21 protein-coding genes are annotated in these 24,915 nt (G+C 72.4%); 3 read left to right on the forward strand and 18 right to left on the reverse strand.

All coding sequences use genetic code 11. The annotated features are described in order from the left end of the window. Positions 1 to 257: 257 nt before the first annotated feature. The gene (locus ABD774_RS07635) at positions 258 to 905 is read left to right on the forward strand and encodes a hypothetical protein (protein ID WP_345039464.1); all 648 of its coding nucleotides are present in this window, start codon (positions 258 to 260) and stop codon (positions 903 to 905) included. A 117-nt stretch (positions 906 to 1,022) separates the two neighbouring features. On the opposite strand, the gene ABD774_RS07640 is transcribed toward ABD774_RS07635, so the two are convergent. Further along, entirely contained in the window at positions 1,023 to 2,429 is a 1,407-nt protein-coding gene (locus ABD774_RS07640; RefSeq protein WP_345039466.1) for an FAD-dependent oxidoreductase, read from the reverse strand. 215 nt (positions 2,430 to 2,644) lie between these two features. On the opposite strand from ABD774_RS07640, the gene rarD reads away from it, so the two are divergent. Further along, positions 2,645 to 3,589 (forward strand): EamA family transporter RarD, encoded by a 945-nt coding sequence (rarD, locus tag ABD774_RS07645; protein ID WP_345039469.1) that lies wholly within the window; start codon positions 2,645 to 2,647, stop codon positions 3,587 to 3,589. Between the two features lie 87 nt (positions 3,590 to 3,676). On the opposite strand, the gene ABD774_RS07650 is transcribed toward rarD, so the two are convergent. The 17 genes from ABD774_RS07650 to ABD774_RS07730 all read right to left on the reverse strand — a co-directional run bounded on the left by ABD774_RS07650 (position 3,677) and on the right by ABD774_RS07730 (position 23,493). Continuing rightward, positions 3,677 to 4,684, reverse strand: coding sequence for a polyprenyl synthetase family protein (locus ABD774_RS07650; protein WP_345039471.1), 1,008 nt, complete (start codon positions 4,682 to 4,684; stop codon positions 3,677 to 3,679). A 14-nt stretch (positions 4,685 to 4,698) separates the two neighbouring features. Continuing rightward, positions 4,699 to 6,264, reverse strand: coding sequence for an NADH-quinone oxidoreductase subunit NuoN (nuoN, locus tag ABD774_RS07655; protein ID WP_345039473.1), 1,566 nt, complete (start codon positions 6,262 to 6,264; stop codon positions 4,699 to 4,701). Continuing rightward, the gene (locus ABD774_RS07660) at positions 6,261 to 7,847 is read right to left on the reverse strand and encodes an NADH-quinone oxidoreductase subunit M (RefSeq protein WP_345039476.1); all 1,587 of its coding nucleotides are present in this window, start codon (positions 7,845 to 7,847) and stop codon (positions 6,261 to 6,263) included. Before ABD774_RS07660 ends, nuoN begins: the two co-directional genes overlap by 4 nt. 26 nt (positions 7,848 to 7,873) lie before the next feature. Continuing rightward, complete coding sequence (nuoL, locus tag ABD774_RS07665; protein WP_345039478.1) at positions 7,874 to 9,877, reverse strand: NADH-quinone oxidoreductase subunit L; 2,004 nt, start codon at positions 9,875 to 9,877, stop codon at positions 7,874 to 7,876. Positions 9,878 to 9,890: 13 nt separating this feature from the next. Next, a complete protein-coding gene (gene nuoK / locus ABD774_RS07670) occupies positions 9,891 to 10,190 on the reverse strand; it encodes an NADH-quinone oxidoreductase subunit NuoK (RefSeq protein ID WP_248256531.1) in 300 nt (99 codons plus the stop codon). Beyond that, entirely contained in the window at positions 10,187 to 11,164 is a 978-nt protein-coding gene (locus ABD774_RS07675; protein ID WP_345039760.1) for an NADH-quinone oxidoreductase subunit J, read from the reverse strand. The genes nuoK and ABD774_RS07675 overlap by 4 nt, the downstream gene beginning before the upstream one ends. A gap of 2 nt (positions 11,165 to 11,166) precedes the next feature. After that, positions 11,167 to 11,937, reverse strand: a complete 771-nt coding sequence (nuoI, locus tag ABD774_RS07680; protein ID WP_345039482.1) for an NADH-quinone oxidoreductase subunit NuoI — start codon at positions 11,935 to 11,937, stop codon at positions 11,167 to 11,169. Next, positions 11,930 to 13,309 carry an NADH-quinone oxidoreductase subunit NuoH gene (nuoH, locus tag ABD774_RS07685; protein ID WP_345039484.1) on the reverse strand — a complete coding sequence of 460 codons (1,380 nt, stop codon included), beginning with the start codon at positions 13,307 to 13,309 and terminating at the stop codon, positions 11,930 to 11,932. Before nuoH ends, nuoI begins: the two co-directional genes overlap by 8 nt. A 2-nt stretch (positions 13,310 to 13,311) precedes the next feature. Beyond that, positions 13,312 to 15,948 carry an NADH-quinone oxidoreductase subunit G gene (locus tag ABD774_RS07690; protein ID WP_345039487.1) on the reverse strand — a complete coding sequence of 879 codons (2,637 nt, stop codon included), beginning with the start codon at positions 15,946 to 15,948 and terminating at the stop codon, positions 13,312 to 13,314. Continuing rightward, positions 15,945 to 17,270 carry an NADH-quinone oxidoreductase subunit NuoF gene (gene nuoF / locus ABD774_RS07695; protein WP_425554505.1) on the reverse strand — a complete coding sequence of 442 codons (1,326 nt, stop codon included), beginning with the start codon at positions 17,268 to 17,270 and terminating at the stop codon, positions 15,945 to 15,947. The genes ABD774_RS07690 and nuoF overlap by 4 nt, the downstream gene beginning before the upstream one ends. After that, positions 17,267 to 18,130 carry an NADH-quinone oxidoreductase subunit NuoE gene (nuoE, locus tag ABD774_RS07700; protein WP_345039489.1) on the reverse strand — a complete coding sequence of 288 codons (864 nt, stop codon included), beginning with the start codon at positions 18,128 to 18,130 and terminating at the stop codon, positions 17,267 to 17,269. Before nuoE ends, nuoF begins: the two co-directional genes overlap by 4 nt. Next, complete coding sequence (locus ABD774_RS07705) at positions 18,130 to 19,479, reverse strand: NADH-quinone oxidoreductase subunit D (protein ID WP_345039491.1); 1,350 nt, start codon at positions 19,477 to 19,479, stop codon at positions 18,130 to 18,132. The genes nuoE and ABD774_RS07705 overlap by 1 nt, the downstream gene beginning before the upstream one ends. Next, positions 19,479 to 20,288 (reverse strand): NADH-quinone oxidoreductase subunit C, encoded by an 810-nt coding sequence (locus ABD774_RS07710; protein WP_345039493.1) that lies wholly within the window; start codon positions 20,286 to 20,288, stop codon positions 19,479 to 19,481. Before ABD774_RS07710 ends, ABD774_RS07705 begins: the two co-directional genes overlap by 1 nt. Next, entirely contained in the window at positions 20,285 to 20,839 is a 555-nt protein-coding gene (locus ABD774_RS07715) for an NADH-quinone oxidoreductase subunit B (protein ID WP_248256525.1), read from the reverse strand. Before ABD774_RS07715 ends, ABD774_RS07710 begins: the two co-directional genes overlap by 4 nt. 13 nt (positions 20,840 to 20,852) lie before the next feature. After that, a complete protein-coding gene (locus tag ABD774_RS07720) occupies positions 20,853 to 21,215 on the reverse strand; it encodes an NADH-quinone oxidoreductase subunit A (protein ID WP_248256524.1) in 363 nt (120 codons plus the stop codon). Between the two features lie 118 nt (positions 21,216 to 21,333). Next, on the reverse strand, positions 21,334 to 22,641 hold the full coding sequence (locus ABD774_RS07725; RefSeq protein ID WP_345039497.1) for a geranylgeranyl reductase family protein: 1,308 nt from the start codon (positions 22,639 to 22,641) through the stop codon (positions 21,334 to 21,336). Between the two features lie 156 nt (positions 22,642 to 22,797). Then, a complete protein-coding gene (locus ABD774_RS07730) occupies positions 22,798 to 23,493 on the reverse strand; it encodes a demethylmenaquinone methyltransferase (RefSeq protein WP_345039498.1) in 696 nt (231 codons plus the stop codon). 58 nt (positions 23,494 to 23,551) lie between these two features. On the opposite strand from ABD774_RS07730, the gene ABD774_RS07735 reads away from it, so the two are divergent. Next, a complete protein-coding gene (locus ABD774_RS07735; protein ID WP_345039500.1) occupies positions 23,552 to 24,907 on the forward strand; it encodes an isochorismate synthase in 1,356 nt (451 codons plus the stop codon). Positions 24,908 to 24,915 lie beyond the last annotated feature (8 nt).

A 24,915-nucleotide genomic window follows, 5' to 3' on the forward strand; every position in this document is an offset into this window, starting at 1 on the left:
CGAGCACCAGACCCAAGACCGACGGCGCTGCGCCGGGCGGAGCGCCGGCGGACGCAGCTTCGGGTGGAGCGCCGGCGGACGCAGCTTCGGGCGGAGCGCCGGCGGACGCAGCTTCGGGCGGAGCGCCGGCGGACGCAGCTTGGGGCGGAGCGCCGGCCGACGGCACTCCGGGCCGCACCACGGCGGCCGCCGCCGCCGACGTTGATGTGGTCACCGGGCGGCGCGGCTCGGCAGCCCGTTCCGGCGTCACCGTCACCGTGGTCCAGCCCGGAGGGCTCTCGGCGCGTCGACCACGGCGACGGCCGGTCCCGCGGGCGGCGCTGGCCCGAGATCGCCGGCGCCCACCCCGGCCGCGGAGGAACTTCCGCCGGTTCTACAAGCTCGCCGCGTGGCTCGTGCTCGGGCTCGGCATCGGGGGTGCGTTCCTCGTGGGTGTGGCCGTCGACCGCCTGGGGGCGTGGGACCACGAGGTGCATCTTCAGGAGGAGACGGAGCTGACCTTCCCCGCGGTGCAGGAGCGTTGGATCTGGCTGCCCGAGGAGCGCATGGGCGACATCGTCTGCACGGCCACCGACGGAACCGGCGCCGACCTGCCGATGCGGCCCGCCCTGGGCTACGACCACGATGACTACGCCTCGGCCTTCCGCTTCCCCACGGGCGACGGCGACGTCACGCTCCGCTGCGAGGGTGCCCCCTCGCCCGCGACGTCGGGCTGGGCACCGAGCGGCATCGAGACGGTGCGGGTGGCCGAACCGGTGGACCGGGCGGCGGACCTGCCGTTCCTGCAGGCGACCCTCGTGCTCACCATGGGCGGCTCGGCGCTCGGCGTCCTGGTCCTGGTCGGGACGCTCGTGACCCAGGTGGTCACGGCCGTGCGCGACGCCGTGGGGCGGCGGCAGCGCTGACAGAGGGCCGGAGGCGCTGACCTCTCTCGCCGGAGACGCCTGGTCCCCGGGCCCGGACATGACGCGACGCCGGACGGAAGGCTCCGTCCGGCGTCGCGGCGTCAGGGGTCGAGGGCGTCACACGAGGGTGCCGTCGTGCTCCTCGCCGCGGCTGATCGCGGTCATGGTCTCGCGGTGGACCACCTTCACCCGCTCGCGCGGCCCGTCGGCGAACTGCGCGCCGAGGGACTGCTCGTAGGCGTCGAGCAGCTCCCAGCCCTGCCAGGTCGTGTACCGCACGCCCGCCGCCTCGAGCGCGGCCAGCATCGCGTCGTGGCCGACCGCTGCCTCGTCCTCGGCACGCGCGCGCAGCAGCCCGGCCTCCGCGTCCTCGACCACGTGGCCGATCGTCTGGCGGGCGTCGGACTTCGTCGAGCCGATGAGGCCCACCGGGCCGCGCTTGACCCAGCCGGTGGCGTAGACGCCAGGCAGGTACTCCCCGTCCTCGCCCAGGACGCGGCCCTCGATGTTCGGGATGACGCCGCGGATCTCGTCGAAGGGCAGCCCCGGGACCGGGGAGGAGAAGTAGCCGACGGCCCGGTAGACGGCCTGGACGGGCGTGTCGACCATCTCGCCGGTGCCGCGCGCGTTGCCGTCGCCGGTGAGCTCGGTGCGCTCGGTGCGAATGGCCTCGACCTTGCCGTTGCCGAGGATCTCGACGGGCCGGTGCAGGAAGTGCAGGTGGATCCGGCGGGAGGCCGTCAGGTCCTCCTTCTCCTTCAGCGTCCAGTCGATGAGGGTCTTGACCACCTGCTTGGTCTGGTTGGAGGAGCGGATCGCCTCCTCGGAGCCCTCGTCGAACTGGAAGTCCTCGTCGTAGACGATGACGTCGACGTCGGGGACCTGGCCGAGCTCGCGCAGCTCCAGCGGCGTGAACTTCACCTGGGCGGGTCCGCGCCGGCCGAAGACGTGCACGTCCGTCACCGGGCTCTTGCGCAGCCCCTCCGCCACGTTCGCCGGGATCTCGGTGGGCATGAGGTCCTCGACATGCTTGGCGAGCATGCGGGCGACGTCGAGGGCGACGTTCCCGACGCCGACGACGGCGACCTCCTTGGCCTCCAGGGGCCAGGTGCGCGGGACGTCCGGGTGGCCGTCGTACCAGGAGACGAACTCCGAGGCGCCGTAGCTGCCGGGCAGGTCCACGCCGGGGATGTCCAGCGGGGCGTCCCGGTCGGACCCGGTGGAGAAGATGACGGCGTCGTAGTGCTGCTGGAGCTCCTCGAGCGAGACGTCCGTGCCGACCTCGACGTTGCCGATCAGCCGGATGTCCCCGCGCTGGAGGATCTTGTAGAGCGCGACGATGATCTGCTTGATCCGCGGGTGGTCCGGCGCGACGCCGTAGCGCACGAGGCCGAAAGGTGCGGGGAGACGCTCGAAGAGGTCGATGCTGACCTCCAGGCCGGACTTCGACAGGATGTCGGCCGCGTAGATGCCGGCCGGGCCGGCGCCCACGATTGCCACGCTCAACGGGCGGGAGCTGGTCACGGGTACCTCTCGTCGGGGATGTCGGGCCGCCCGAGCGCGCGGGCGCGCGCGTCCAGGGCGGAGTTGTCCGCCGTCCAGTGTATGGGCAGCGCGCCGCCCGGGACGGCGCCGGGACGTAGATCACACCGGCGCCCGACCGGAACGACGACGAGGGCTTGCCAGCGTCGACGACAAGAGTTTCCTGGCGGTGCGGGCGCCGTGCGAGAGTGCGCAGCGTGACCGCCGTCCCGTCCCCCATGCCCGGCGCCGGCGCCGGCGAGCCCCAGCTGGACCGGAAGGGGCTCGCGCTCGGCCTCGGCGCGTACCTGCTGTGGGGAGCGTTCCCGCTGTTCTTCCGCCTGCTCGAGCCAGCCGCGGCGGTCGAGATCGTCGCGCACCGGGCGGCCTGGTCCCTCGGCTTCTGCCTGCTGGCGATGGCACTGACCCGCTCGCTGCGCTCGGTCCTCCCGGCCCTGCGCGACCGGCGGACCCTGGCGACCATCGCCGTCGCCGCCGTCCTCGTCGCCGTCAACTGGCTCATCTACGTCTACGGCGTGAACTCCGGACGGACGGTCGACGCCGCGCTCGGCTACTTCATCAACCCGCTCACCACAGTGGTGCTGGCCGTGGTCGTGCTCGGCGAGCGGCTGCGCGCAGCGCAGTGGGCTGCGTGCGGCATCGGGGCGGCGGCCGTGGTGGTCATCGCCGTCGGGTACGGGCAGCTGCCGTGGATCGCGCTGTCCCTGGCCGCCTCGTTCGGTTTGTACGGCCTCGCGAAGAACAGGGTCGGGCGCACGGTCGGCGCCCTGCCGGGCCTCGCGGTCGAGACCGCCGTGCTGTTCCCCGTCGCCCTCGCGTACCTGGGGTGGCTCGCCGCCACCGGTGAGGGCACGTTCGGCGACGACGCCGCCCACAGCGCCCTCCTGGCCGCCTCCGGGCCGCTCACCGCGGTGCCGCTGCTGCTCTTCGGCGCCGCCGCGCGCCTCCTGCCGCTGAGCGTGGTGGGGATGCTGCAGTACGTCACGCCGGTGCTGCAGCTGGCCGTCGGCGTGCTGATCTTCCACGAGCCGATGCCGCCGGAGCGGTGGGCCGGGTTCGTGCTGGTGTGGGTGGCGATCACCGTCCTCACGGTGGACGGCTTCCGTCACCGGCCCCCGCGCGTCCGCCGGCGCCGGGCCTGACGACGGCCGAGCGCGGACAGCCGCCCGACGGGCCCGGCCGGGCCGGGCGGCGGGCCGTTGCCCGGTCGACGGCCAGCCCGTCAGGGCTCAGGCCAGGCGGTCGACGAGCAGCCCGGCGAAGGCGCCGAGCGCGTCCTTGACCGGGGAGGCCGGCAGCGGCTCGAGCTCCGCGACGGCGTCGTGCGCCCACTGCTCCGCGAGCTCACGGGCCTGGGCCACCACCTCGTGGTGACGCAGGTCGGCGACCACGGCGCGCAGGGCGTCGTCGGAGGCGAGCTGCTCGGCGCCGAGGCGCTCCAGCACCGCGGCGCCACGCTCGTCGAGGGTGCCGGCGGCGAGGCGCTCGCGCAGCAGCAGCACCGGCATCGTGTCGACGCCCTCGCGCAGGTCCGTGCCCGGGGTCTTGCCGGTGGTGGCGGCGTCGGCCGAGAGGTCGATGACGTCGTCGGCGAGCTGGAAGGCCACGCCGACCTTCTCGCCGTACCGGGTGAGCACCTCGGCCACCTCGGGGTCGGCACCGGAGAACACCGCGCCGTAGCGCGCCGCCGTCGCGATGAGGGAGCCCGTCTTGTCGGCGAGCACCTGGATGTAGTGCTCCACCGGGTCCTGGCCCTCGGCCGGCCCGAACGTCTCGTGCAGCTGGCCGAGGCACAGCCGCTCGTAGGTCTCGGCGTGCACTCGCACGGCCTCGGTGCCGAGCGAGGCGACCAGGAGCGACGCTCGTGCGAGGAGCAGGTCCCCGGTGAGGATCGCGACCGAGTTGCCCCAGACCTCGTGGGCCGCCGGCGCCCCGCGCCGCATGGGCGCCGAGTCCATGACGTCGTCGTGGTACAGCGTGGCGAGGTGGGTGAGCTCGACGGTGACGGCGGCGTCGCGCACGGCGTCGTTCGCGCCCTCCCCCAGCTCCGACGCCAGCAGGGTCAGCAGCGGCCGCAGCCGCTTGCCGCCCGCCGCGGCCAGGTGGGAGGCGGGCGGGTCGACGAGCCGGTCGCCGCCGACGACGGCGCGGGCCAGCCGCGCCTCGACGTCGGCCAGCTCGGGCAGGAGGCGTGCCTCGAGCTCGGGGTCGCCGAGCGGCAGCATGGAGGTGCTCACGGGAGGAACCGTACTCATGGGAGGAACGTGCTTGCCTGCTCGGCCAGATTCAGGACAGGACCGGGCAGGACGCCCAGGAGCACGGTGCCCAGCGCGCACACCGCCACGGCCACCGTCGTGAGGCCCTCGGAGGAGACGACGGCGACCGTCTCGCCGTCGGGCTCCGTGAAGAACATCAGCACGACGAGGCGCACGTAGAAGAACGCCGTCGCCGCCGAGGCCAGCACCGCGAGGACCACGAGCACCGTCTGGCCGCCGTCGACACCTGCCGTGAAGACGGCGAACTTGCCCATGAACCCGGCGGTGAGCGGGATGCCGGCGAAGGACAGCAGGAACAGGGTCATCGCGACGGCGGCGACCGGGTTGCGGCGCCCCAGCCCGGCCCACTGGGACAGGTGCGTGGCCTCGCCGGTGACGTTGCCCGCCGTGTCGCGCTCACGCACGAGCGTCACGAGGGCGAAGGCGCCGACCGTGGCCAGGCCGTAGGCCAGCAGGTAGAACAGCACCGCGCCGATGCCCATGCGCTCCAGCGCCACGACGCCGATGAGGACGAAGCCGGCGTGGGCGATCGAGGAGTAGGCGAGCATGCGCTTGACGTCCGTCTGCACGATGCCGACCACCGTGCCGACCAGCATGGTCAGGATGATGACGACCCAGAAGAACGGCGTGAGGTCCCACGACATGTCCGGCAGGACGACGTAGACGAACCGGAGCAGCGCGGCGAACGCGGCCAGCTTGGTGGCGGCCGCCATGAACCCCGTGATCGGCGTCGGCGCGCCGGTGTAGACGTCGGGGGTCCAGGCGTGGAACGGCGCCGCGCCGACCTTGAAGAGGAGGCCGACGACGACCATGATCGAGCCCGCCAGCAGCAGCCCGTCCATGCCGACGGTGACCGGGACGGCCTGCGCCAGCCCCGAGAAGCGCACCGTGCCGGAGTACCCGTACAGCAGCGCGATCCCGAAGATCACGAACGCCGAGGCGAAGGCGCCGAGCAGGAAGTACTTCAGGGACGCCTCCTGGGAGAGGAGGCGACGGCGCCGCGCCAGCCCCGAGAGCACGTACAGCGGGAGCGAGAGCACCTCGAGCGCGATGAACAGCGTCAGCAGGTCACCCGCCTGGGCGAAGACGAACATGCCCGACAGGGCGAAGATCGTCAGGGGGAAGACCTCGGTCTGCGCCAGCCCGGAGCGGGTGGCGTCGGCCTCGTCCACGGAGCCGGGGCGCGCGGCGGCCTGCGCCACGAACGCCCCCTCGCCGGACTCGGTGCGGTCGGCGATGACGAGCAGGCCGATCAGGCCGAGAAGGGCGAGCACCGCCTGCGCGGCGAGCGCGGGGCCGTCCTCGATCACGGAGCCGCCGAGGATCTCGCGCGGTCCGCTCTCGCCGACGACGGTCCAGCGCCAGACGACGGCCACGAGCGCCCCCGCGGTGGCGAGCAGGCCGAGCACCAGCTGGACGGCGCGCCGGCTGGCGCGGGGGGCGAAGGCCTCGACGAGCACGCCCAGGACGGCGGCACCCGCGAGGATCAGGGTCGGGGTGAGCGCGGCCCAGTCGATTTCCGGGGCGACGAACGTGTTCACTTGCTGCTCCCCTCCTCCACGGCGGCACCCGCCGGGAGGTTGCCGCCGTCGGCGGTGTCGATCGAGCTGGGCTGGGTGATGGCGAGGTCGGCCGCCACCGGGGTGACGGCGTCGATCACCGGGGCCGGGTAGAACCCGAGGAAGAGCATCGCGGCGACGAGCGGCGCGACCACCCACTTCTCGCGGGCGCCGAGGTCAGGCATGCGCAGCAGGACGTCGCGCGTCGGCCCGGTGAAGATGCGCTGGTAGGGCAGCAGCACGTACACGGCCGCGATGATCACGCCGAGCACCGCGACGACGCCGGCGACCACGGAGACACGGTAGGTGCCGAGCAGCACGAGGTACTCGGGCACGAACCCGCTCAGGCCGGGCAGCGCGATGGACGCCAGGCCGGAGACCAGCCACGCGCCGGCGATCAGGGGCACGACCCGCTGCATGCCGCCGTAGGCGGGGATCTCCTGCGTGCCGCCGCGCTGGGTGAGGAACCCGGAGACGAGGAAGAGCGCGGCCGTGGAGACGCCGTGGGCGACCATGTAGACCATCGCACCGGTCAGGGCGACCTGGTCGCGCACGAAGATGCCCAGCACGATGAAGCCGAAGTGGCTCACCGAGGTGAACGCGATCAGGCGCATGATGTCGCGCTGGCCCACGGCGAGCAGCCCGCCGTAGATGATCGAGATCAGCGCCAGGGCGATGATCACCGGGGCCGCCCACTGCGACGCCTCCGGGAAGAGGGGCAGGCACAGGGCGATCATCCCGAAGGTGCCGACCTTGTCCAGCACGCCGACCAGCAGCACCGAGGTGCCGGGCGGGGCCTGCTGGGTGGTGTCCGGCAGCCAGGTGTGCACCGGCCACATGGGGGCCTTGATCGCGAAGGCGATGAAGAAGGAGAGGAAGAGGAGCCGCTCGCCCCACGCGGTGGTCTCGACGTTGCCGATGAGGTTGTCGAGCAGGAAGCCCTGCTCCCCGCCGGGGCCGACCAGGTACAGCGCGACGACGCCGACGAGCATGATCAGCCCGCCCGCGAGGGAGTAGAGCAGGAACTTCAGCGCGGCGGTACGCCGGCGCGGGCCGCCGTAGTTGCCGACGAGGAAGTACACCGGGATGAGCATGGCCTCGAACAGGACGTAGAAGAGGAACACGTCCCGGGCGGCGAAGACCGCCACCATGAGCGCCTCGAGCGCGAGCACCAGGGCGACGAAGCCCATCTGCCGGCGCTCGAGGACGGCGCCCTCGGGCACGACCTCCTGCTCGCGCCAGGCGGCGGCGAGCACGAGCGGCACCAGGAAGACCGCCAGCAGCACCATCGCCAGGCCGAGGCCGTTGACGCCGACGGCGTAGGAGACGCCGAGCTGCGGGATCCAGGAGACGAGCTCGGTGAGCTGCACCTCCCCGGCCGAGGCGAAGTCGAACTGGGTGGTCATGGCGACCGCGCCCAGCAGCACCAGCAGGGAGACCGCGAGCCCGAAGGGGCGCGCGACCTTGTGCAGCGGCCGGACGAGCCACAGCAGCGCGGCGGCCACGAGCGGCACCACGATCAGCAGGGTCAGCCAGGGCAGGGCTGCCTCGTTCATCGCATTCATGTCTTTCCTCTACCTCTTCCCAGATCTCAGACGCGCGAGGCGAGGACGACGACCAGGGCGAGCACGACTCCGCCGAGCATCATCCCGGCGTAGGAACGGACGTAGCCGTTCTGGGCCCGGCGCACCACGCCGCCCAGACCGGAGGTGCCGCGGGCGATCCCCATGACCGCGCCGTCGACCGCCGTGGAGTCCGCGTAGACCAGGGACCTGGTCAGGTACTGGGACGGGCGCATGAAGACGCCCTCGTTCACGGAGTCCTGGTACAGGTCCTGCCGGGCGGCGCGGGTCAGCGCCGAGCCGGCGGGGGCGACCACGGGCACGGGCCGGGCGCCGTACATGCGCCAGGCGATGAGCGCCCCGGCCAGCACCAGGACGATGGTGGCGACCATGATCACCGGCACCGGCAGCACCGGCTCGTGGTGCTCGACGTGGCCGGTGACCGGCTCGAGCCAGGTGACGAAGCCGCCGCCGAGGTTCATCAGGAACCCCAGCGCCACAGAGCCGACGGCGAGCACGATCATGGGGACGGTCATCAGGGCCGGCGACTCGTGGGGGTGCTGCTCGGCACCCTCCTCCGCCGTCGTCCACCGCTTCTCCCCGTGGAAGACCATGAAGAACAGCCGCGACATGTAGAACGCGGTGATCCCCGCGCCCAGGAGCGCGACGGTGCCGAACACCCAGGGCTGCCAGCCCTCGCCCACGAACGCGGACTCGATGATCTTGTCCTTGCTCCAGAAGCCGGAGAGGCCGGGGAAGCCGATGATCGCGAGCCAACCCATCATCATCGTGATCCACGTGATCTTCATGTGCTTGCTCAGGCCGCCGAACCGACGCATGTCGACCTGGTCGCCCATGCCGTGCATGACGGAGCCGGCGCCGAGGAAGAGCCCGGCCTTGAAGAAGCCGTGGGTGACGAGGTGGAAGATGGCGAAGGCGTAGCCGACCGGGCCGAGACCCGCACCGAGCATCATGTAGCCGATCTGGGACATGGTGGAGGCGGCGAGCACCTTCTTCATGTCGTCCTTCGCGGAGCCGACGATGGCACCGAAGAGCAGCGTGACGGCGCCGACGATCGCGACGACGAGCAGCGCCGACGGGGCGCCGTTGAGGATCGGCCCGGAGCGCACCATGAGGTAGACGCCCGCGGTGACCATCGTGGCGGCGTGGATGAGCGCGGAGACCGGCGTCGGGCCCGCCATGGCGTCACCCAGCCAGGCCTGCAGCGGGAACTGCGCCGACTTGCCGCACGCGGCCAGCAGCAGCATGAGCCCGATAGCGGTGAGCACGCCCTCGTTGGCGCCCGCGGCGGCGGGGAGCACCGTGGCGAAGTCGACGGCGCCGAAGCCGGCGAACATCGTCATCATCGCCAGCAGCAGCCCGACGTCGCCGACGCGGTTCATGATGAACGCCTTCTTGGCGGCGACGGCGTAGTCGAGGTTGTGGTTCCAGAAGCCGATGAGCAGGTAGGACGCCAGGCCCACGCCCTCCCAGCCGACGAAGAGCAGCGCGTAGCTGTCGGCCAGGACGAGGAGCAGCATCGTCGCGACGAACAGGTTGAGGTAGGCGAAGAAGCGCCGCCGGTCCGTGTCGTGCTCCATGTAGGCCACGGAGTAGACGTGGATGAGCGAGCCGACGAACGTCACGAGCATCACGAAGGTCATCGACAGCGGGTCCAGGCGCAGCCCGGCCTCGACGCTCAGGTCGCCGGCGGGGAGCCAGGTGAACAGGCGCTGGTCGATCACCCGCTGCTCGGCGGGCAGCCCGAGCAGCTGCAGCAGGATCGCCAGGCCGACGGCGAAGGACGCCACCGGGGCGAGCACGCCGAGCCAGTGGCCCCAGCGGTCGGAGCGGCGGCCGAGCACGAGGAGGACGCCGGCGGAGACCAGCGGCAGGACGACCATGAGCCAGGCGAGGCTGGCAGCCCCGGTCGGGGCGGCGCCCGCCGCGCCGGTGGCCGCGGGCAGCGCGCCCGGGAGGGCCGCTGTCACCGCCGAGGGCAGGGAGGTGGACACGGTTGCAGAACCCAGCATGCGCCGGCCCCCGTCAGTGCTTCAGCAGGTTGACGTCGTCGACCGACGCTGACCTGCGAGTTCGGAAGATGGACACGATGATCGCGAGGCCGATGACGACCTCGGCGGCGGCCACGACCATCACGAAGAAGGCCAGGACCTGGCCGGTCAGGTCGCCGTGGATCCGGGCGAACGTCACCAGCGCCAGGTTGGAGGAGTTCAGCATGATCTCCACCCCCAGCAGCGCGATGATGGCGTTGCGTCGCACGAGCACCGCGGTGGCGCCGATCGCGAACAGGATCCCGGCCAGGACCAGGTAGTTGACCAGGCTCACTTGTCCGCCTCCACGTTCTCGATCTGCTTGCGGGCCTCGCCGTCGGCCTCCACGTACCCCGGGCTGCCGGGCAGCCGGGGCTGTGGCGCCGCCTCGCCGCGCATGCCGGGCATCCGGGCCTGCGCGACGGCGGGCGCCCCGCCCAGGGCGGCGGGTCCGCGCGCGCCGTCCTGCTCGCCGGCACGGGCGCGGGCGACGGCCTCGACCGTCTCCGGGCTGACGTCGGCGATCGAGCGGCCCTGCCCGCGGATGCGCAGCACGCGCGGGACGGAGTCCTTGATCGGCTCCCCCGTGGCGGCCAGCGCCGGCAGGTCGGCGGCGTTGGACCGGGCGTAGACGCCGGGCGCGGGCAGCTGGCCCACGCGGGTGCGGCCGCTGGCGAATGCGGCCATCTTGGCCTCGAGGGTCTCCTGCTGGCTGGCCTTGCGGCCGACCCGCTCGCGGTGCGTGAGCGTGACCGCGCCGACGGCGGCGATGATCAGCAGCAGGCCGGTGAGCTCCATGGCGAAGACGTGGTCGGAGAAGATCAGGCGCGCCACGCCGACCGGGTTCGTGTCGGCGTTCGCGGCGGCGAGCCCGGTCGGGGCGGGACCGTTCGCGCGGAGCACCACCGCGCCGAGCAGGATCGCGAGCCCCAGGCCCGCGAGGACGCCCAGCCAGCGCTGGCCCTTGATCGTCTCGTGCAGGGAGTCGGAGGCGTCGACGCCGACGAGCATGAGCACGAAGAGGAACAGCATCATGATCGCGCCGGTGTAGACGACCACCTGCGCGACGCCGAGGAAGGTCGCCTCCTGGGCGATGTACATCGCCGCGAGGCAGAGCATGAGGAGCACCACCGACATCGCGGCGTAGACCGCGCGCCGGGAGAACAGCAGGCTGAGGGCGGCCAGCACCATGATCGGTGCCAGCACCCAGAACAGGACCGTCTCGCCGGTGGAGACCGTGCCGGTCTCGGCGAGCGCGGCGGGCAGCATGATCACAGGTGGCTCCCCTCGGCGCCGGACGGGACGGCCGTGGCGCCAGTGCGGACGGCCCCCGGCCCGGCGGGAGCGACCGCTCGCGCCGTGGACAGGGTCGGGTCCTGCGGACGGTGCTCGCGCACCCACTCGACCTGCTCCGCGCTGGGGCCGGTGACGTCGCCGCGGTAGTAGTCGTCGTCGTCGGTGCCCTCGACCATCGGGTGCGGGGCCGCGAGCATGCCTTCGAGCATCGGGGCCAGGAGGTCCTGCTTCTCGTAGATCAGCCCCTCGCGGGTGGGGCCGGCGAGCTCGTACTCGTTGGTCATCGTCAGGGCGCGCGTGGGGCAGGCCTCGATGCACAGGCCGCAGAAGATGCAGCGCAGGTAGTTGATCTGGTAGACGCGGCCGTACCGCTCGCCCGGTGAGTACTGGGCGTCGGGGGTGTTGTTGCCGGCCTCGACGTAGATCGCGTCGGCCGGGCAGGCCCAGGCGCACAGCTCGCAGCCGATGCACTTCTCGAGCCCGTCGGCGTAGCGGTTGAGCTGGTGGCGCCCGTGGTAGCGCGGCTGCGTGGGCACCTTCTCGAACGGGTACTGCTCCGTGACGATGGGACGGAACATCGAGGAGATGGTCACGCCGTAGCCGGCCACCGGCGCGAAGAAGCGCCCGAGGGGCCCCTTCTGCGCGGGGCCGAGCTCCGGGGGAAGCGGACGGGCGACCTCGCCGCGCCGCGGCTCCGTGCGGCCGAGCGAGGTCCCCTCCTCGGGGCTGCGCTGGTCGTCAGACATCGTGACCCTCCTTCAGGGTGGGCTGAGCGCCCTGCGTGGTGCGCGCGCCGGCCGCGGCCGCCTCGCGGCGGGCGCGCCGGGGCGACGGCGGCAGGGTCTGGCCGGGCAGCGGCGGCACGGGGTAGCCGCCCGCGAAGGCGTCGAACTCGGTGCCGGGCGGGATGAGCTCGGGGTGCGGCGTCGCCGCCTCGGCCTCGGGCTCCTCCTCCTTCTTGGCGGGCCACAGGAGCAGCACCACCATGATCACGGCGAAGATCGCGGCGATCCACAGCAGCATCGACCGCAGGTCGGTGTCGGTGAACTGCCGCACGCCCTGGACGAGCGCGACCATGACCAGCCAGACGAGCGCGACCGGGATGAGGAGCTTCCAGCCCAGCTTCATGAACTGGTCGTAGCGGAAGCGCAGCAGCGTCCCGCGGGTCCAGATCATGAGGAACATGACGCACCACATCTTGGCGATGAACCACAGCATCGGCCACCAGCCGGTGTTGAGGACCCCGTCACCGATGGACGACAGCGGCCAGGGCGCGCGCCAGCCGCCCAGGAAGAGGGTGGTCGCCACGGCCGAGACGTTGAACATGTTGATGTACTCGGCGAGGAAGAACCACGCGAACTTCATCGACGTGTACTCGACCATGTGGCCGGCGACCAGCTCGCCCTCCGCCTCGGGCAGGTCGAAGGGCAGGCGGTTGACCTCGCCGACCATCGACACGAGGTAGACCAGGAACGCCGGCGCCAGGGCGATCGCCCACCAGAGCTGGGTCTGGGCGGCGACGATCTGCGACGTCGACAGCGAGCCGGAGACCAGGAAGACGCTGACGAGCGACAGGCCCATGCTCAGCTCGTAGGAGATGACCTGCGCGGAGGAGCGCACCGACCCGAGCAGCGGGTAGGTGGAGTTCGAGGCCCAGCCGCCCAGGATGATGCCGTACACGCCCAGCGCCGTGATGGCGAGGATGTAGAGCACGGCGACGGGCATGTCCGTCAGCTGCAGCGGCGTCACGACGCCGAAGATCGAGACCTCGGGCCCGAACGGGATGACCGCGAGCACCATGAAGGAGCAGAACGCCGCGATGAAGGGCGCGAGGACGTAGAGGATCTTGTCCGCGCCCTTGATCGAGAAGTCTTCCTTCAGGACCAGCTTGAGGGCGTCGCCCACCGCCTGGAGCAGGCCGAAGGGACCGTGGACGTTGGGGCCGGGGCGCGTCTGCATGCGGCCGAGCCCGCGCCGCTCGACCCACAGCGCCATGAGCACCGAGACGAGCAGGAACACGAGGATGAAGACGGCCTTGATGACCCAGATCCACCAGGTGTCGTTGCTGAAGTCGGCGACGGGCGCGGCGGGCGCACCCGTGGCGGTCGGCAGGATCATTCTCACTGGGCCACCTCCGCGGCGGACAGGGCGACGACGGCGCCGGCCCCCGCGCCGAGCATGTCGTGCACGCTCGAGCCCGGGGAGTTCTCCGGCAGCCAGACCACGTGCGCGGGCATCGTGGTCAACGACAGCGGCAGGGTGACCGCGCCCGCGGGGCCGGTCACGGTGACCCGGTCGCCGTCGACCACGCCGAGCGCGGCCGCGGTCTCGGGGCTGAGACGAACCACCGGGCGGTGGGCGGTGCCGGCGAGGTGCGGCTCGCCGTCCTGGCCGCGGCCGGAGTCCAGCTGCAGCTTCCACGTGGCCAGCACCGCCTGGCCCTCGCCCGGGGCGGGCAGGGGTCCGGCGGCCACGATCGGCGCGGCGGGACGCTCGCCGGTCCAGCCGGCGAGGTCCGCGAGCTCGTCGTGGACGACGGTCAGGTCCGCCAGGCGCAGGTCCACGCCCATCTCGGCGGCGAGCGAGTGCAGCACCTGGCGGTCCGAGAGCGCCCGGGAGACGAGCACCTGCCCGAAGGGGCGCACCCGTCCCTCCCAGTTCAGATAGGTGCCAGCCTTCTCCACCGGCGGGGCCACCGGCAGCACGACGTCGGCGTGCTCGGTGACCTCGGAGCGGCGCACCTCCAGCTGGAGGACGAAGCCGGCGGCGGCCAGCGCCGCCCGGGCCAGAGCGGGGTCGGGCAGGTCGCGCGGCTCGAGGCCGCCGACCACGAGGCCGCCCAGGGCGCCGTCGCGCGCGGCGGTCAGGATGCCGGTCAGGTCGCGCCCGGCGGCGGACGGCAGGGAGTCCACGCCCCACACCGCACCGGCGTCGACCCGCGCCTGGACGTCGGCGACGGAGCGCCCGCCGGGCAGCAGACCGGGCAGGAGCCCGGCGTCGACCGCGCCGACCTCGCCGGCGCGCCGCGGCACCCACGCCAGGCGGGCACCGGTGCGGGCCGCGAGGGCGGAGACGGCGGAGAGGGTGCCGCGCACGGCGGCGGCCCGCTCCCCCACGAGGATGACGGCGCCCGGCGCCGCGAGCCGCTCGGCGAGCGTCGCGAGGTCGGCCACCTGGCCGCCGGCGACGATCGCGTCGAGGACCTCCGGCTCCGTGCCGGGGGCCGCGGTGACGAGCTGGGCGCGCAGCTTGGTGGCGCCGCGCGTGGCCAGCGGGGCGACCGTGGCCACCTGGACCGTGCGGGCGAGGACGCCCTTGCGCAGCCGCAGGAAGATGGTGCCGGCCTCCTCCTCGGGCTCCAGCCCGACGAGCAGCACCTGCCCGGCCTTCTCGATGTCCGAGAACGTCACGCCGAGGCCGCGGGCGGCCACGTGGTGGGCCAGGAACTCAGCCTCCTCGTCCGTGTGGACGCGGGCGCGGTGGTCGACGTCGTTCGTGCCCAGGACGACCCGGGCGAACTTCGACCAGGCGTAGGAGTCCTCGAGGGTCAGGCGCCCGCCCGGCAGCAGGCCGACGCCGCCGGCCTCACGGGCCCGGCGCAGGCCCGTGGCGGCGAGGTCGAGCGCCTCGGACCAGCTGGTGGGCACGAGCTCCCCGGTCTGCTCGTCGCGCACCAGGGGCAGGGTCAGGCGGTCCGGGGCGGACTGCCAGGTGAAGGCGAAGCGGTCCTTGTCGGTGATCCACTCCTCGTTCACCTCCGGGTCGTCGCCCGCGAGACGGCGCAGGACCACGCCGCGGCGGTGGTCGACGCGGATGGCCGAGCCCGACGCGTCGTGCTCCGCGACGGAGGGGGTGGAGACGAGGTCGAACGGACGCGAGCGGAACCGGTACGAGGCCGAGGTCAGCGCGCCCACCGGGCAGATCTGGATGGTGTTGCCGGAGAAGTAGGACGCGAAGGGGCGCCCGGAGGTGTCCATCTCCGCCTCGCCGAGCGGCCCGACGGCCAGACCGTCGGTCAGGCCCGCCACGCCCTTGGGCCCGACCATGTCGGGGGCGAGCACGAGCGGCTCCTCCTCGCCGGAGGAGGTGAAGTGCAGGATGTGCTCGTCGAAGGCGCCGATCTGCGAGCCGTTGATCCCGTGGACCTCGTCGCGCGGCGAGCCGCCGCCGCGGCCCTGGAGGGCGATGAACGGGTCGCCGGCGATCTGGTCGGAGAACCGGGTGCAGCGCTGGCACAGGATGCAGCGGTCACGGTCGAGCAGGATCTGCGTGGAGATCTTGATCGGCTTGGGGAACGTGCGCTTGATGTCCACGAACCGCGTGGTGGCTCGGCCGTTGCTCATCGCCTGGTTCTGCAGCGGGCACTCGCCGCCCTTGTCGCAGACGGGGCAGTCCAGCGGGTGGTTGATCAGGAGGAACTCCATGATCCCGTGCTGGGCCTTCTCGGCGACGTCGGAGGTGTGCTGGGTGGCGACGACCATGCCCGGGGTGGCCTCGAGCGTGCAGGAGGCCTGCGGCTTCGGCATCGGGCGGAGGTTGCCCTCGCGGTCCGGGGTGGACACGTCGACCAGGCACTGGCGGCACGCCCCCGCGGGGGCGAGCAGCGGGTGGTCGCAGAAGCGCGGGATCTGGATCCCGGCCTGCTCGGCGGCGCGGATGACCAGGGTTCCCTTGGGGACCTGGACCTCGACGCCGTCGATGGTCACCGTGTGCAGCTCGACCGGGGCCTCGGACTGACGGTCGGTCGTGGCGGTCATCGAACACCTGCTTCGCTGAAGATGGCCGAGGCCTCGTACGGGAAGAGCTCCCAGGCCGGCGTGTGCGTGCCCGCCTCGAACTCGGAACGGAAGTGCTTGATGCCGCTCTGGATCGGGGTGGCGGAGGCGTCGCCGAGCGCGCAGAAGGAGCGGCCGGCGATGTTGGCGGAGACGTCGAGGAGGAGGTCGACGTCGCTGGGCAGGCCCTGGCCCGCCTCGAGGCGGTGCATGACCTGCTTCATCCAGTAGGTGCCCTCGCGGCAGGGCGTGCACTTGCCGCAGGACTCGTGCTGGTAGAAGTCCGTCCAGCGCGCGATGACCCGGACCACCGAGGTGGTCTCGTCGAAGACCATCAGGGCGCGCGTGGCGAGCATCGAGCCGGCCGCCCCCACGGACTCGTAGTCGAGCGGGACGTCCAGCTCGGCCTCGGTGAGGATCGGCGTCGAGGAACCGCCGGGCGTCCAGAACTTCAGCCGGTGCCCCTCGCGCATGCCGCCCGCGAGCTCGATGAGCTCGCGCATCGTGATGCCGAGCGGGGCCTCGAACTGGCCGGGGTTCTTCACGTGGCCGGACACCGAGAACAGGCCGTGGCCCGCGCTCTTCTCCGTGCCCATGGAGGTGAACCAGTCCTTGCCGTGCTTGATGATCGTGGGCACGGACGCGACGGACTCGACGTTGTTGACCACCGTGGGGCGCGCGTACAGGCCGGCGACGGCGGGGAACGGCGGCTTCAGGCGCGGCTGGCCGCGCAGGCCCTCGAGGGAGTCGAGCAGCGCCGTCTCCTCGCCGCAGATGTAGGCGCCCGCGCCGGCGTGGACCGTGATCTCCAGGTCGTAGTCGCCGTTCGGCCCCAGGCCCGTGCCGATGAGCCCGGCCTCGCGCGCCTCGCGCACCGCGGCGAGCAGCCGGCGGTAGACGTGCACGGTCTCCCCGCGCAGGTAGATGAACGCGTGGTGGCCGCCGATGGCGTAGGAGGTGATCGCGACGCCCTCGACCAGGGCGTGCGGGTTGGCGAGCATGAGCGGGATGTCCTTGCAGGTGCCCGGCTCGGACTCGTCGGCGTTGACCACGAGGTAGCGGGGGCCGCCGTCGGGCTTGGGCAGGAAGGACCACTTCAGCCCGGTCGGGAAGCCGGCGCCGCCGCGGCCGCGCAGGCCGGAGGCCTTGACCTCGGCGACAACGTCCTCGGGCGGCATCGTCAGGGCCTTGGCCAGGCCCTCGTAGCCGCCGCGGTCGCGGTAGGTGGCAAGCGTCCAGGACCGCTCGGCGTCCCAGATGTCGGAGAGGATCGGCGTGAGCCGACCCGGTGCCGTGATGCTCACTGCGCCTCCTTCTTGACGTCCTTGTCGACCGTCTCCGCCGAGACGTCCGCCTCGGTGGTCGGCTTGCGCTCCGCGCTGGACTGCACCTCGCCGACCGGCACGGTCCCCGAGGCCGTGGACCCCGCGAGGTCGACGCCGGGTGTGGTGGTGGCGGGCCCGCCGGCGGCGGCCTGGCCGTGGCCCTGGGAGTCGTCGCGCACCTGCGGCGCGCGCCAGTTGTTCTCGCGGGCGATCCGCAGCCCGAGCAGGGTGGACTCGCCGGCGCCGACGCCCTCGTTCGCGCGCCCGTCCTCGAAGCCGGCGAGGACGTGGGAGATCTCCTTGAAGGTGGCGACCGTGTCGGCGCCGCGGGTGGGCCGGACCGGCTCGCCCGCGGTGATCTGGTCGACCAGCTCGATCGCGGAGGTGGGGGTCTGGTTGTCGAAGAACTCCCAGTTCACCATCACCACGGGTGCGTAGTCGCAGGCCGCGTTGCACTCGACCTGCTCGAGGGTGATCTTCCCGTCCGCCGTCGTCTCGTCGTGGCCGATGCCGAGGTGCTCGGAGACCCGCTCGAAGATGATGTCGCCGCCCATGACGGCGCACAGCGCGTTGGTGCACACGCCGACGGTGTAGTCGCCGTTGGGGTGGCGCTTGTACTGGGTGTAGAACGTCGCCACCGCGGAGACCTCGGCGCGGGTGAGGCCGAGGATGTCGGCGCACAGCGCGATGCCGCGGGGGGAGACGAAGCCGTCCTCGGACTGCACGAGGTGCAGCATCGGCAGCAGGGCCGAGCGGGGCTCGGGGTAGCGCGAGATGATCTCGGCGGCCTCGGCGCGCAGGCGCGCGTCGGCCTCGGGGGCGAAGGTTTCGGACGACATCAGCGGTCCACCCCTCCCAGGACGGGGTCGAGCGAGGCGAGGGTGACGACGACGTCGGCCAGCTGGCCGCCCTCGGTCATCATCGCCGTGGACTGGAGGTTGGAGTACGACGGGTCGCGGAAGTGGGCCCGGTACGGGCGGGTGCCGCCGTCGGAGACGACATGGACGCCCATGACGCCCTTGGCGTGCTCGACGGTGACGAACGCCTGCCCGGCCGGCACGCGGAAGCCCTCGGTCACCAGCTTGAAGTGGTGGATGAGGGACTCCATGGAGGTCGACATGATCTCCTTGATGTGCTCCAGGGAGTTCCCCTGCCCGTCGGAGCCGATCGAGAGCTGCGCGGGCCAGGCGATCTTCTTGTCCGCCACCATGACCGGCCCCGGCGTCGCGTCGAGGCGGTCGAGGGCCTGCAGCACGATCTTGATGGACTCGTAGCACTCCTCGAACCGGACCATGGTGCGGTTGTAGGAGTCGGAGTAGTCCCGGGTGGGAACCTCGAAGTCGTACGTCTCGTAGCCGCAGTAGGGCTGCAGCTTGCGCAGGTCCAGCGGCAGGCCGGCGGCGCGCACGGACGGGCCGGTCAGGCCCAGTGCCATCGACGCGGCGAGGGAGACGTAGCCGACCTTCTGCTGGCGGCGCTTGAAGATCGGGTTCTCGACCGTGAGGTCCTGCAGCTCCTTGACCGACAGGCGGATGTTCGGCAGCAGCTCGCGCACGTAGTCCGTGGTGCCCGGGGGCAGGTCCTGCGCCACGCCACCGGGGCGGATGAACGCGTGGTTCATGCGCAGGCCGGTGATGCGCTCGAAGATCCGCAGGATGTCCTCGCGGCCGCGGAAGGCGACCGTCATCATCGTGGTCGCGCCGAGCTCGTTGCCGCCGGTGCCGATGGCGACGAGGTGGGACGCGATGCGGTTGAGCTCCATCAGGAGCACCCGGATGAGGGAGGCGCGCACGGGCACCTCGTCGGTGACCCCGAGGAGCTTCTCCACGCCGAGGCAGTAGGCGACCTCCTGGAAGAAGGGGGCGACGTAGTCCATGCGGGTGCAGAACGTCACGCCCTGGGTCCAGGTGCGGTACTCCATGTTCTTCTCGATGCCGGTGTGCAGGTAGCCGGTGCCGACCCGCAGCTCCCGCACCGTCTCGCCGTCGATCTCGAGGACGAGCCGGAGCACGCCGTGGGTCGAGGGGTGCACCGGGCCCATGTTGACGACGATGCGCTCCTCGCCGAGGCGCTCGGCCTCGGCGGCGATCTCCGCCCAGTCGCCGCCCTCGGCGACGAACTCCGGCGCCCCGGGCGCCTCACCGGCCGGGCGGGCTGCGGTGGGGCGGGCGTTGGTGGACGCGGACATCAGCGGTACGACCTCCGGTTGTCGGGCGGCGGCACGACGGCCCCCTTGTACTCGACGGGGATGCCGCCGAGCGGGTAGTCCTTGCGCTGGGGGTGGCCCACCCAGTCGTCCGGCATCAGGGTGCGGGCGAGGGACGGGTGGCCGTCGAAGACGATGCCGAACATGTCCCACGTCTCGCGCTCGTGCCAGTCGTTGCCCGGGTAGGTGTCGACGACCGTGGGGATGTGCGGGTCGGACTCCGGGCAGGCGACCTCCAGGCGGAGCTGGCGCACGTGCGTGACGGACATCAGGTGGTAGACGGCGTGCAGCTCGCGGCCGCGGTCCTGCGGGTAGTGGACGCCGGAGACGCCGAGGCACAGCTCGAAGCGCAGGTCCTGGTCGTCGCGCAGGGCGCGGCAGACCGTGTCGATGTGCTCGCGGGTGACGAAGATGGTCAGCTCGCCGCGGTCGACGACGACCTTCTCGAGGACGGCCTCCGGGTCCAGCCCCTGCTCGGTGAGGATCTCGACGAGGACGTCGACGACCTCGTCGAACCAGCCGCCGTAGGGCCGCTCGGACGCCGGCGGCAGGGCGATGGTGGAGACCAGGCCGCCGAAGCCGGACGTGTCGCCGGTGTCCTGGACGCCGAAGAGGCCGCGGTGGGTGGCGATCACCTCGAGCTGGGTGCGCGCGCCGCGGGGGCCGGCGGGGACGTTCTGCGAGCCGGCCTCCAGCGCGCTCGCCGTGGCGGGGTGCCCGACGCCGGGTGCCACCGCGCCCGGCTTGGCGGCGTCGGCGGCCGACTGCTTCTCGTCGTTTCGCTCGCTCACGCCAGCAGGCCCTTCATCTGGTGGGTCGGGGTGGCGGCCAGCGCGGCCTCCTCGGCCTTGCGCGCGGCCTCCTCGCGGTTGACGCCCAGCGGGGAGTTCCGGATCTGCTCGTGCAGCTCGAGGATGGCGTTGAGCAGCATCTCGGGCCGCGGCGGGCAGCCGGGCAGGTAGATGTCGACCGGGAGGATGTGGTCGACGCCCTGCACGATGGCGTAGTTGTTGAACATCCCGCCCGAGGACGCGCACACGCCCATGGAGATGACCCACTTGGGCTCGGGCATCTGGTCGTAGACGTTGCGGATGACCGGAGCCATCTTGTGGCTCACGCGGCCCGAGACGATCATCAGGTCCGCGTGACGCGGGGACGCGCGGAAGACCTCCATGCCGAAGCGCGAGATGTCGAAGCGCGGCGTGCCGGTGGCCATCATCTCGATGGCGCAGCACGCGAGCCCCATGGTGACGGGCCAGACGGACGACTTGCGGGCCAGGCCCACGACCTTCTCGACCGTGCCGAGCATGAACCCGGCCGGGACCTTCTCCTCGATACCCATGTTCTTCTCTACCTCAGTCCCACTCGAGCCCGCCGCGGCGCCACTCGTACACGTACGGCACCGTGATCAGGAAGATGAAGCCGAGCATGGCCACCAGCCCGAAGACGGCGAGCTCGGAGAACGCCACCGCCCAGGGGTAGAGGAAGACCACCTCGATGTCGAAGATGATGAACGTCATGGCGATCAGGTAGTACTTCACCGGGAAGCGCCCGGAACCGGTCGCGCGCGGCGTCGGCTCGATGCCGCACTCGTAGTTCGCCACCTTCACGCGGTTGTAGCGCTTCGGGCCGATGACGGCGCTGGCCGCCAGGCCGCCGATCGCCATCGCCGCGGCGACGCCCGCCATGATGAGCAGCGGGACGTAGGGGTTCGTCATCGTGCCTCCGTCAGTTCACCACGACGACCGTCAGCCCATGTGACAGCCGTCTCCTCGCCAGCGTACGTGTTCTGCACCACGACCCTCGCCACGCCCACCTCTCGGACCCCTCTGCGCGTCATGACGCCGGAGCCAGCTTGGTCAGGGCGGTGATGGTCCGGTCCATCCAGTCCCCGTCGCGACGGTCGAAGCCGTCGGAGAGCAGCTTCATCGTGAAGCGCATGAGGGTGGGGCGGGGCAGCCCGTACTTCACGCACAGGCGCATGATCTCCGGCCGCTCGATGAGCTTCGCGAAGGCCTGGCCGAGCGAGTAGTACCCGCCGAGCTCCTCGGCGAGGATCTTGGGGTAGGTGCGCAGCGTCTTCTCCAGCGCGTACCCGGAGCTGCGCGAGAGCGCCTGGGAGATGACGTCGGCGGCGATGCGGCCGGACTGCATGGCGTAGGCGATGCCCTCGCCGTTGAACGGCGAGACCATGCCGCCGGAGTCGCCGACCAGCAGCAGCCCCTGGCTGTAGTGGGGCTTGCGGTTGAACGCCATCGGCAGGGCGGCGGAGCGCAGCTCGCCGATCTGGTTCTCCTCGGTGAGCTCCCACTCCTCCGGCGCGTTGCGCATCCAGGTGCGGAACATGGCCTTGTAGTCCAGGCCGGTGGGCTTCGCCGTCGAGGAGAGCGAGCCGAGGCCCACGTTCACGGTGCCGTCGCCGAGGGCGAAGATCCACCCGTAGCCGGGCATGAGGTTCGACTCCCCCGGCCTGCCGTCCCACAGCTCCAGGTGCGACTCCATCATCGGGTCGTCGTGGCGGGGCGAGCGGAAGTAGGTACGGACGGCCACGCCCATGGGGCGGTTCATGTCCTTCTCGATGCCCATCGAGGTCGCCAGGCGCGCGGACACGCCGCCGGCGTCCACGACGACGGGGGCGCGGAAGGTGACCTCCTCGCCGGCACGACGCCCGTTCGCGTCGACGGGGCGTGCGGTGACGCCGAGGATGCGGCCGGAGCGCTCATGACGGAGGGGGCCCGTGACGGCCATGCCCTCACGCAGGTCGGCGCCGGAGGCCTGGGCGTGCCGGGCGAGCGTCTCGTCGAGGTTCATCCGCGAGCGCGCCAGGCCGTAGGCCGGCATCTCGGCGAGCTCGGGCCAGGGCAGCTCGATCGTGTGCCCGGCACCGTGGGTGCGCAGCCCCCAGTTGCGGATCCAGCCGTCGGACTCGGGGGTGGGAACGCCCATCCGGATGAGCTCGGCGACGGCGCGCGGGGTCAGGCCGTCGCCGCAGATCTTGTCGCGCGGGAAGGTGCCCTTCTCCAGGAGCAGGACCGACAGTCCGGTGGCGGCGAGGTAGTGGGCCGTGGCGGCACCGCCCGGCCCCGCGCCGACGACGATGACGTCGGCCTCGGCCTCTGCACGCACAGCGGTTCCCAACGTCATCGCTCCAGGAAGGTGAGGGGCGCATCGGCCCTGATGGCCAGGAGTTTATTAATCCCGGCCCCGGTCGTCTTGTTAGGCGAGCCTAAGTCTCGTCGGCGGCGGGGTTCGGGGACCAACGTCCCTGTCGGCGGCGCTCCGGACGTGCTCGACGCGGCGTCACGCGGGCCGGACCGCGCGGTGGAGCGCCACGATGCCGCCGGAGAGGTTCCGGTAGGCGACCTTGCGCCACCCGGCCCGCTGGATCGTGCGTGCCAGCTCGACCTGGCCGGGCCAGGTCACGATGGACTCCGCCAGGTAGGTGTAGGCGTCCGTGTTGGACGAGACCAGGGACGCCATCCGGGGAAGGGCCTGGCCGAGGTAGAACTCGTAGAGCGCGCGGAACGGGGCCCACGTGGGCCGGGAGAACTCGCACACCACGAGCCGCCCGCCGGGCCGGGTGACCCGGAGCATCTCGCGCAGGCCGCGGTCCGTGTCGGCGACGTTGCGCAGTCCGAAGGAGATGGTCACGACGTCGAAGGTCTCGTCGGCGAACGGCAGCGCCATGGCGTCGCCGGCGACGAACGGCAGATCGGGCCGGCGGCGCTTGCCCACGCCCATCATCCCCGTCGAGAAGTCGCAGGGGACGACGTCGATGCCGGCGTCCGCGTACTCCTCCGAGGAGGTCCCGGTGCCGGCGGCGAGGTCGAGCACGCGCTCGCCCGGGCGGGCCCCGACGGCCTTGCGCGTGGCGACCCGCCAGATGCGGTCCTGCCCGAGGGAGAGGACGTCGTTCGTCAGGTCGTAGCGGCGGGCGACGCCGTCGAACATCCCGGCGACCTCCCGCGGGTTCTTCTCGAGGCTGGCACGGCTCATGGGGTGATCATCCCAGGTCCGGGAGCCGCCCCGCGCCCGGGGGAATACAGTGACCGCGATGCCGACCGAAACTCCGCGCCGAACGGGCGCGTCCGCGATCCACGCCGTCGCGCCGTCGCCGCGCGAGACCCCGCTGGTGGCGCGCACCGTCGCGATCCCGGACCCGGGCGACCTCCTCGCGCTCCTCCCGGCGCCCGACGCCGCCGCGACCTTCTCGTGGGTCCGCCGCGGCGAGGGGCTGGTCGGCTGGGGCCGGGCGATCCGCATCGAGACGTCGGGCCCGGGCCGGATCCGCGACGCCGACGTCGCGTGGGCCAGGACGGTGGCCGAGCTGGAGATCGTCGACGAGGTCGGCGTGCCCGGCACCGGCCCCGTGGCCTTCGGTTCCTTCTCCTTCGCCCCCGGCTCCGCCGCCGGCGGTGTGCTGGTGGTGCCCGAGGTGGTGGTGGGCCGCCGCGACGGCGTGGCGTGGATGACGACCGTGTCGCCGTCGGCGGGCCGGCCGGGCCCGCTGCCCGCGCCCGAGCCGGTCACCGCGCCGGGCGTGGCGACCTTCGCCGACGGCGCGCTCGCCTCCGCCGACTGGGTGGCCGCGGTCGCGGACGTCGTGCGCCGGATCCGGGCGGGTGAGGTGTCCAAGGTGGTGATGGCGCGCGACGTCGTCGTCCGCACCGAGCGGCCGGTCGACGTGCGTCATCTCCTCGGCCGGCTCGCCACCAGCTACCCCGGCTGCTGGACCTTCAGCGTGGACCGCCTCGTCGGCGCGACGCCGGAGCTGCTCGTCCGCCGCGAGAAAGGTCTGGCCGCGAGCCGGGTGCTCGCGGGCACGATCCGGCGGACCGGCGACGACGCCGACGACCTCCGGCGCGCCGCCCAGCTCGCACGCTCGTCCAAGGACCTCGAGGAGCACGAGCTCGCGGTCGCCTCGCTCGTCCGGGGCCTGCGCCCCTACTGCGCGTCGATCAACGTGCCGGACGCGCCGTTCGTGCTCCACCTGCCCAACGTCATGCATCTGGCGACCGACGTGACCGGCGTCGTCGACGGCACCTTCGGCCACCCGAGCACGTTCCCCGCGCACTCCCCCGGCGGCCGCGGCCCGTCGAGCCTGGCGCTGGCCGCCGCGCTGCACCCCACCGCCGCGGTGGGCGGCACGCCCACGCCGGTGGCCACCGCGATCCTCGCCGAGGCCGAACGGATGGACCGCGGACGCTACGCCGGGCCCGTGGGCTGGATCGGGTCCGACGGCGACGGCGAGTGGGGCATCGGCCTGCGCTCCGGCGAGATCTCCCCCACCGACGCCCACGCCATGCGGCTCTTCGCCGGGTGCGGCGTCGTCGCGGCGTCCGACCCCGAGGCCGAGCTGGCGGAGTCCGAGGCGAAGCTGCGGCCCATGCGCGAGGCGCTGGGCGGCTGAGCGCGCCA

The sequence above is a fragment of the Georgenia daeguensis genome, assembly GCF_039537705.1.
Taxonomy (GTDB): domain Bacteria; phylum Actinomycetota; class Actinomycetes; order Actinomycetales; family Actinomycetaceae; genus Georgenia; species Georgenia daeguensis.

Excerpts from the sequence above, each read along its gene's own strand:
- ABD774_RS07660 (WP_345039476.1), bottom strand. The coding sequence starts at position 7,847 with ATGAATGCGATGAACGAGGCAGCCCTGCCCTGGCTGACCCTGCTGATC.
- nuoL (WP_345039478.1), bottom strand. The coding sequence starts at position 9,877 with ATGCTGGGTTCTGCAACCGTGTCCACCTCCCTGCCCTCGGCGGTGACA.
- ABD774_RS07675 (WP_345039760.1), bottom strand. The coding sequence starts at position 11,164 with ATGCTGCCCGCCGCGCTCGCCGAGACCGGCACGGTCTCCACCGGCGAG.
- nuoI (WP_345039482.1), bottom strand. The coding sequence starts at position 11,937 with ATGTCTGACGACCAGCGCAGCCCCGAGGAGGGGACCTCGCTCGGCCGC.
- nuoH (WP_345039484.1), bottom strand. The coding sequence starts at position 13,309 with ATGATCCTGCCGACCGCCACGGGTGCGCCCGCCGCGCCCGTCGCCGAC.
- ABD774_RS07690 (WP_345039487.1), bottom strand. The coding sequence starts at position 15,948 with ATGACCGCCACGACCGACCGTCAGTCCGAGGCCCCGGTCGAGCTGCAC.
- nuoE (WP_345039489.1), bottom strand. The coding sequence starts at position 18,130 with ATGTCGTCCGAAACCTTCGCCCCCGAGGCCGACGCGCGCCTGCGCGCC.
- ABD774_RS07705 (WP_345039491.1), bottom strand. The coding sequence starts at position 19,479 with ATGTCCGCGTCCACCAACGCCCGCCCCACCGCAGCCCGCCCGGCCGGT.
- ABD774_RS07715 (WP_248256525.1), bottom strand. The coding sequence starts at position 20,839 with ATGGGTATCGAGGAGAAGGTCCCGGCCGGGTTCATGCTCGGCACGGTC.
- ABD774_RS07720 (WP_248256524.1), bottom strand. The coding sequence starts at position 21,215 with ATGACGAACCCCTACGTCCCGCTGCTCATCATGGCGGGCGTCGCCGCG.
- ABD774_RS07725 (WP_345039497.1), bottom strand. The coding sequence starts at position 22,641 with ATGACGTTGGGAACCGCTGTGCGTGCAGAGGCCGAGGCCGACGTCATC.
- ABD774_RS07730 (WP_345039498.1), bottom strand. The coding sequence starts at position 23,493 with ATGAGCCGTGCCAGCCTCGAGAAGAACCCGCGGGAGGTCGCCGGGATG.
- ABD774_RS07735 (WP_345039500.1), top strand. The coding sequence starts at position 23,552 with ATGCCGACCGAAACTCCGCGCCGAACGGGCGCGTCCGCGATCCACGCC.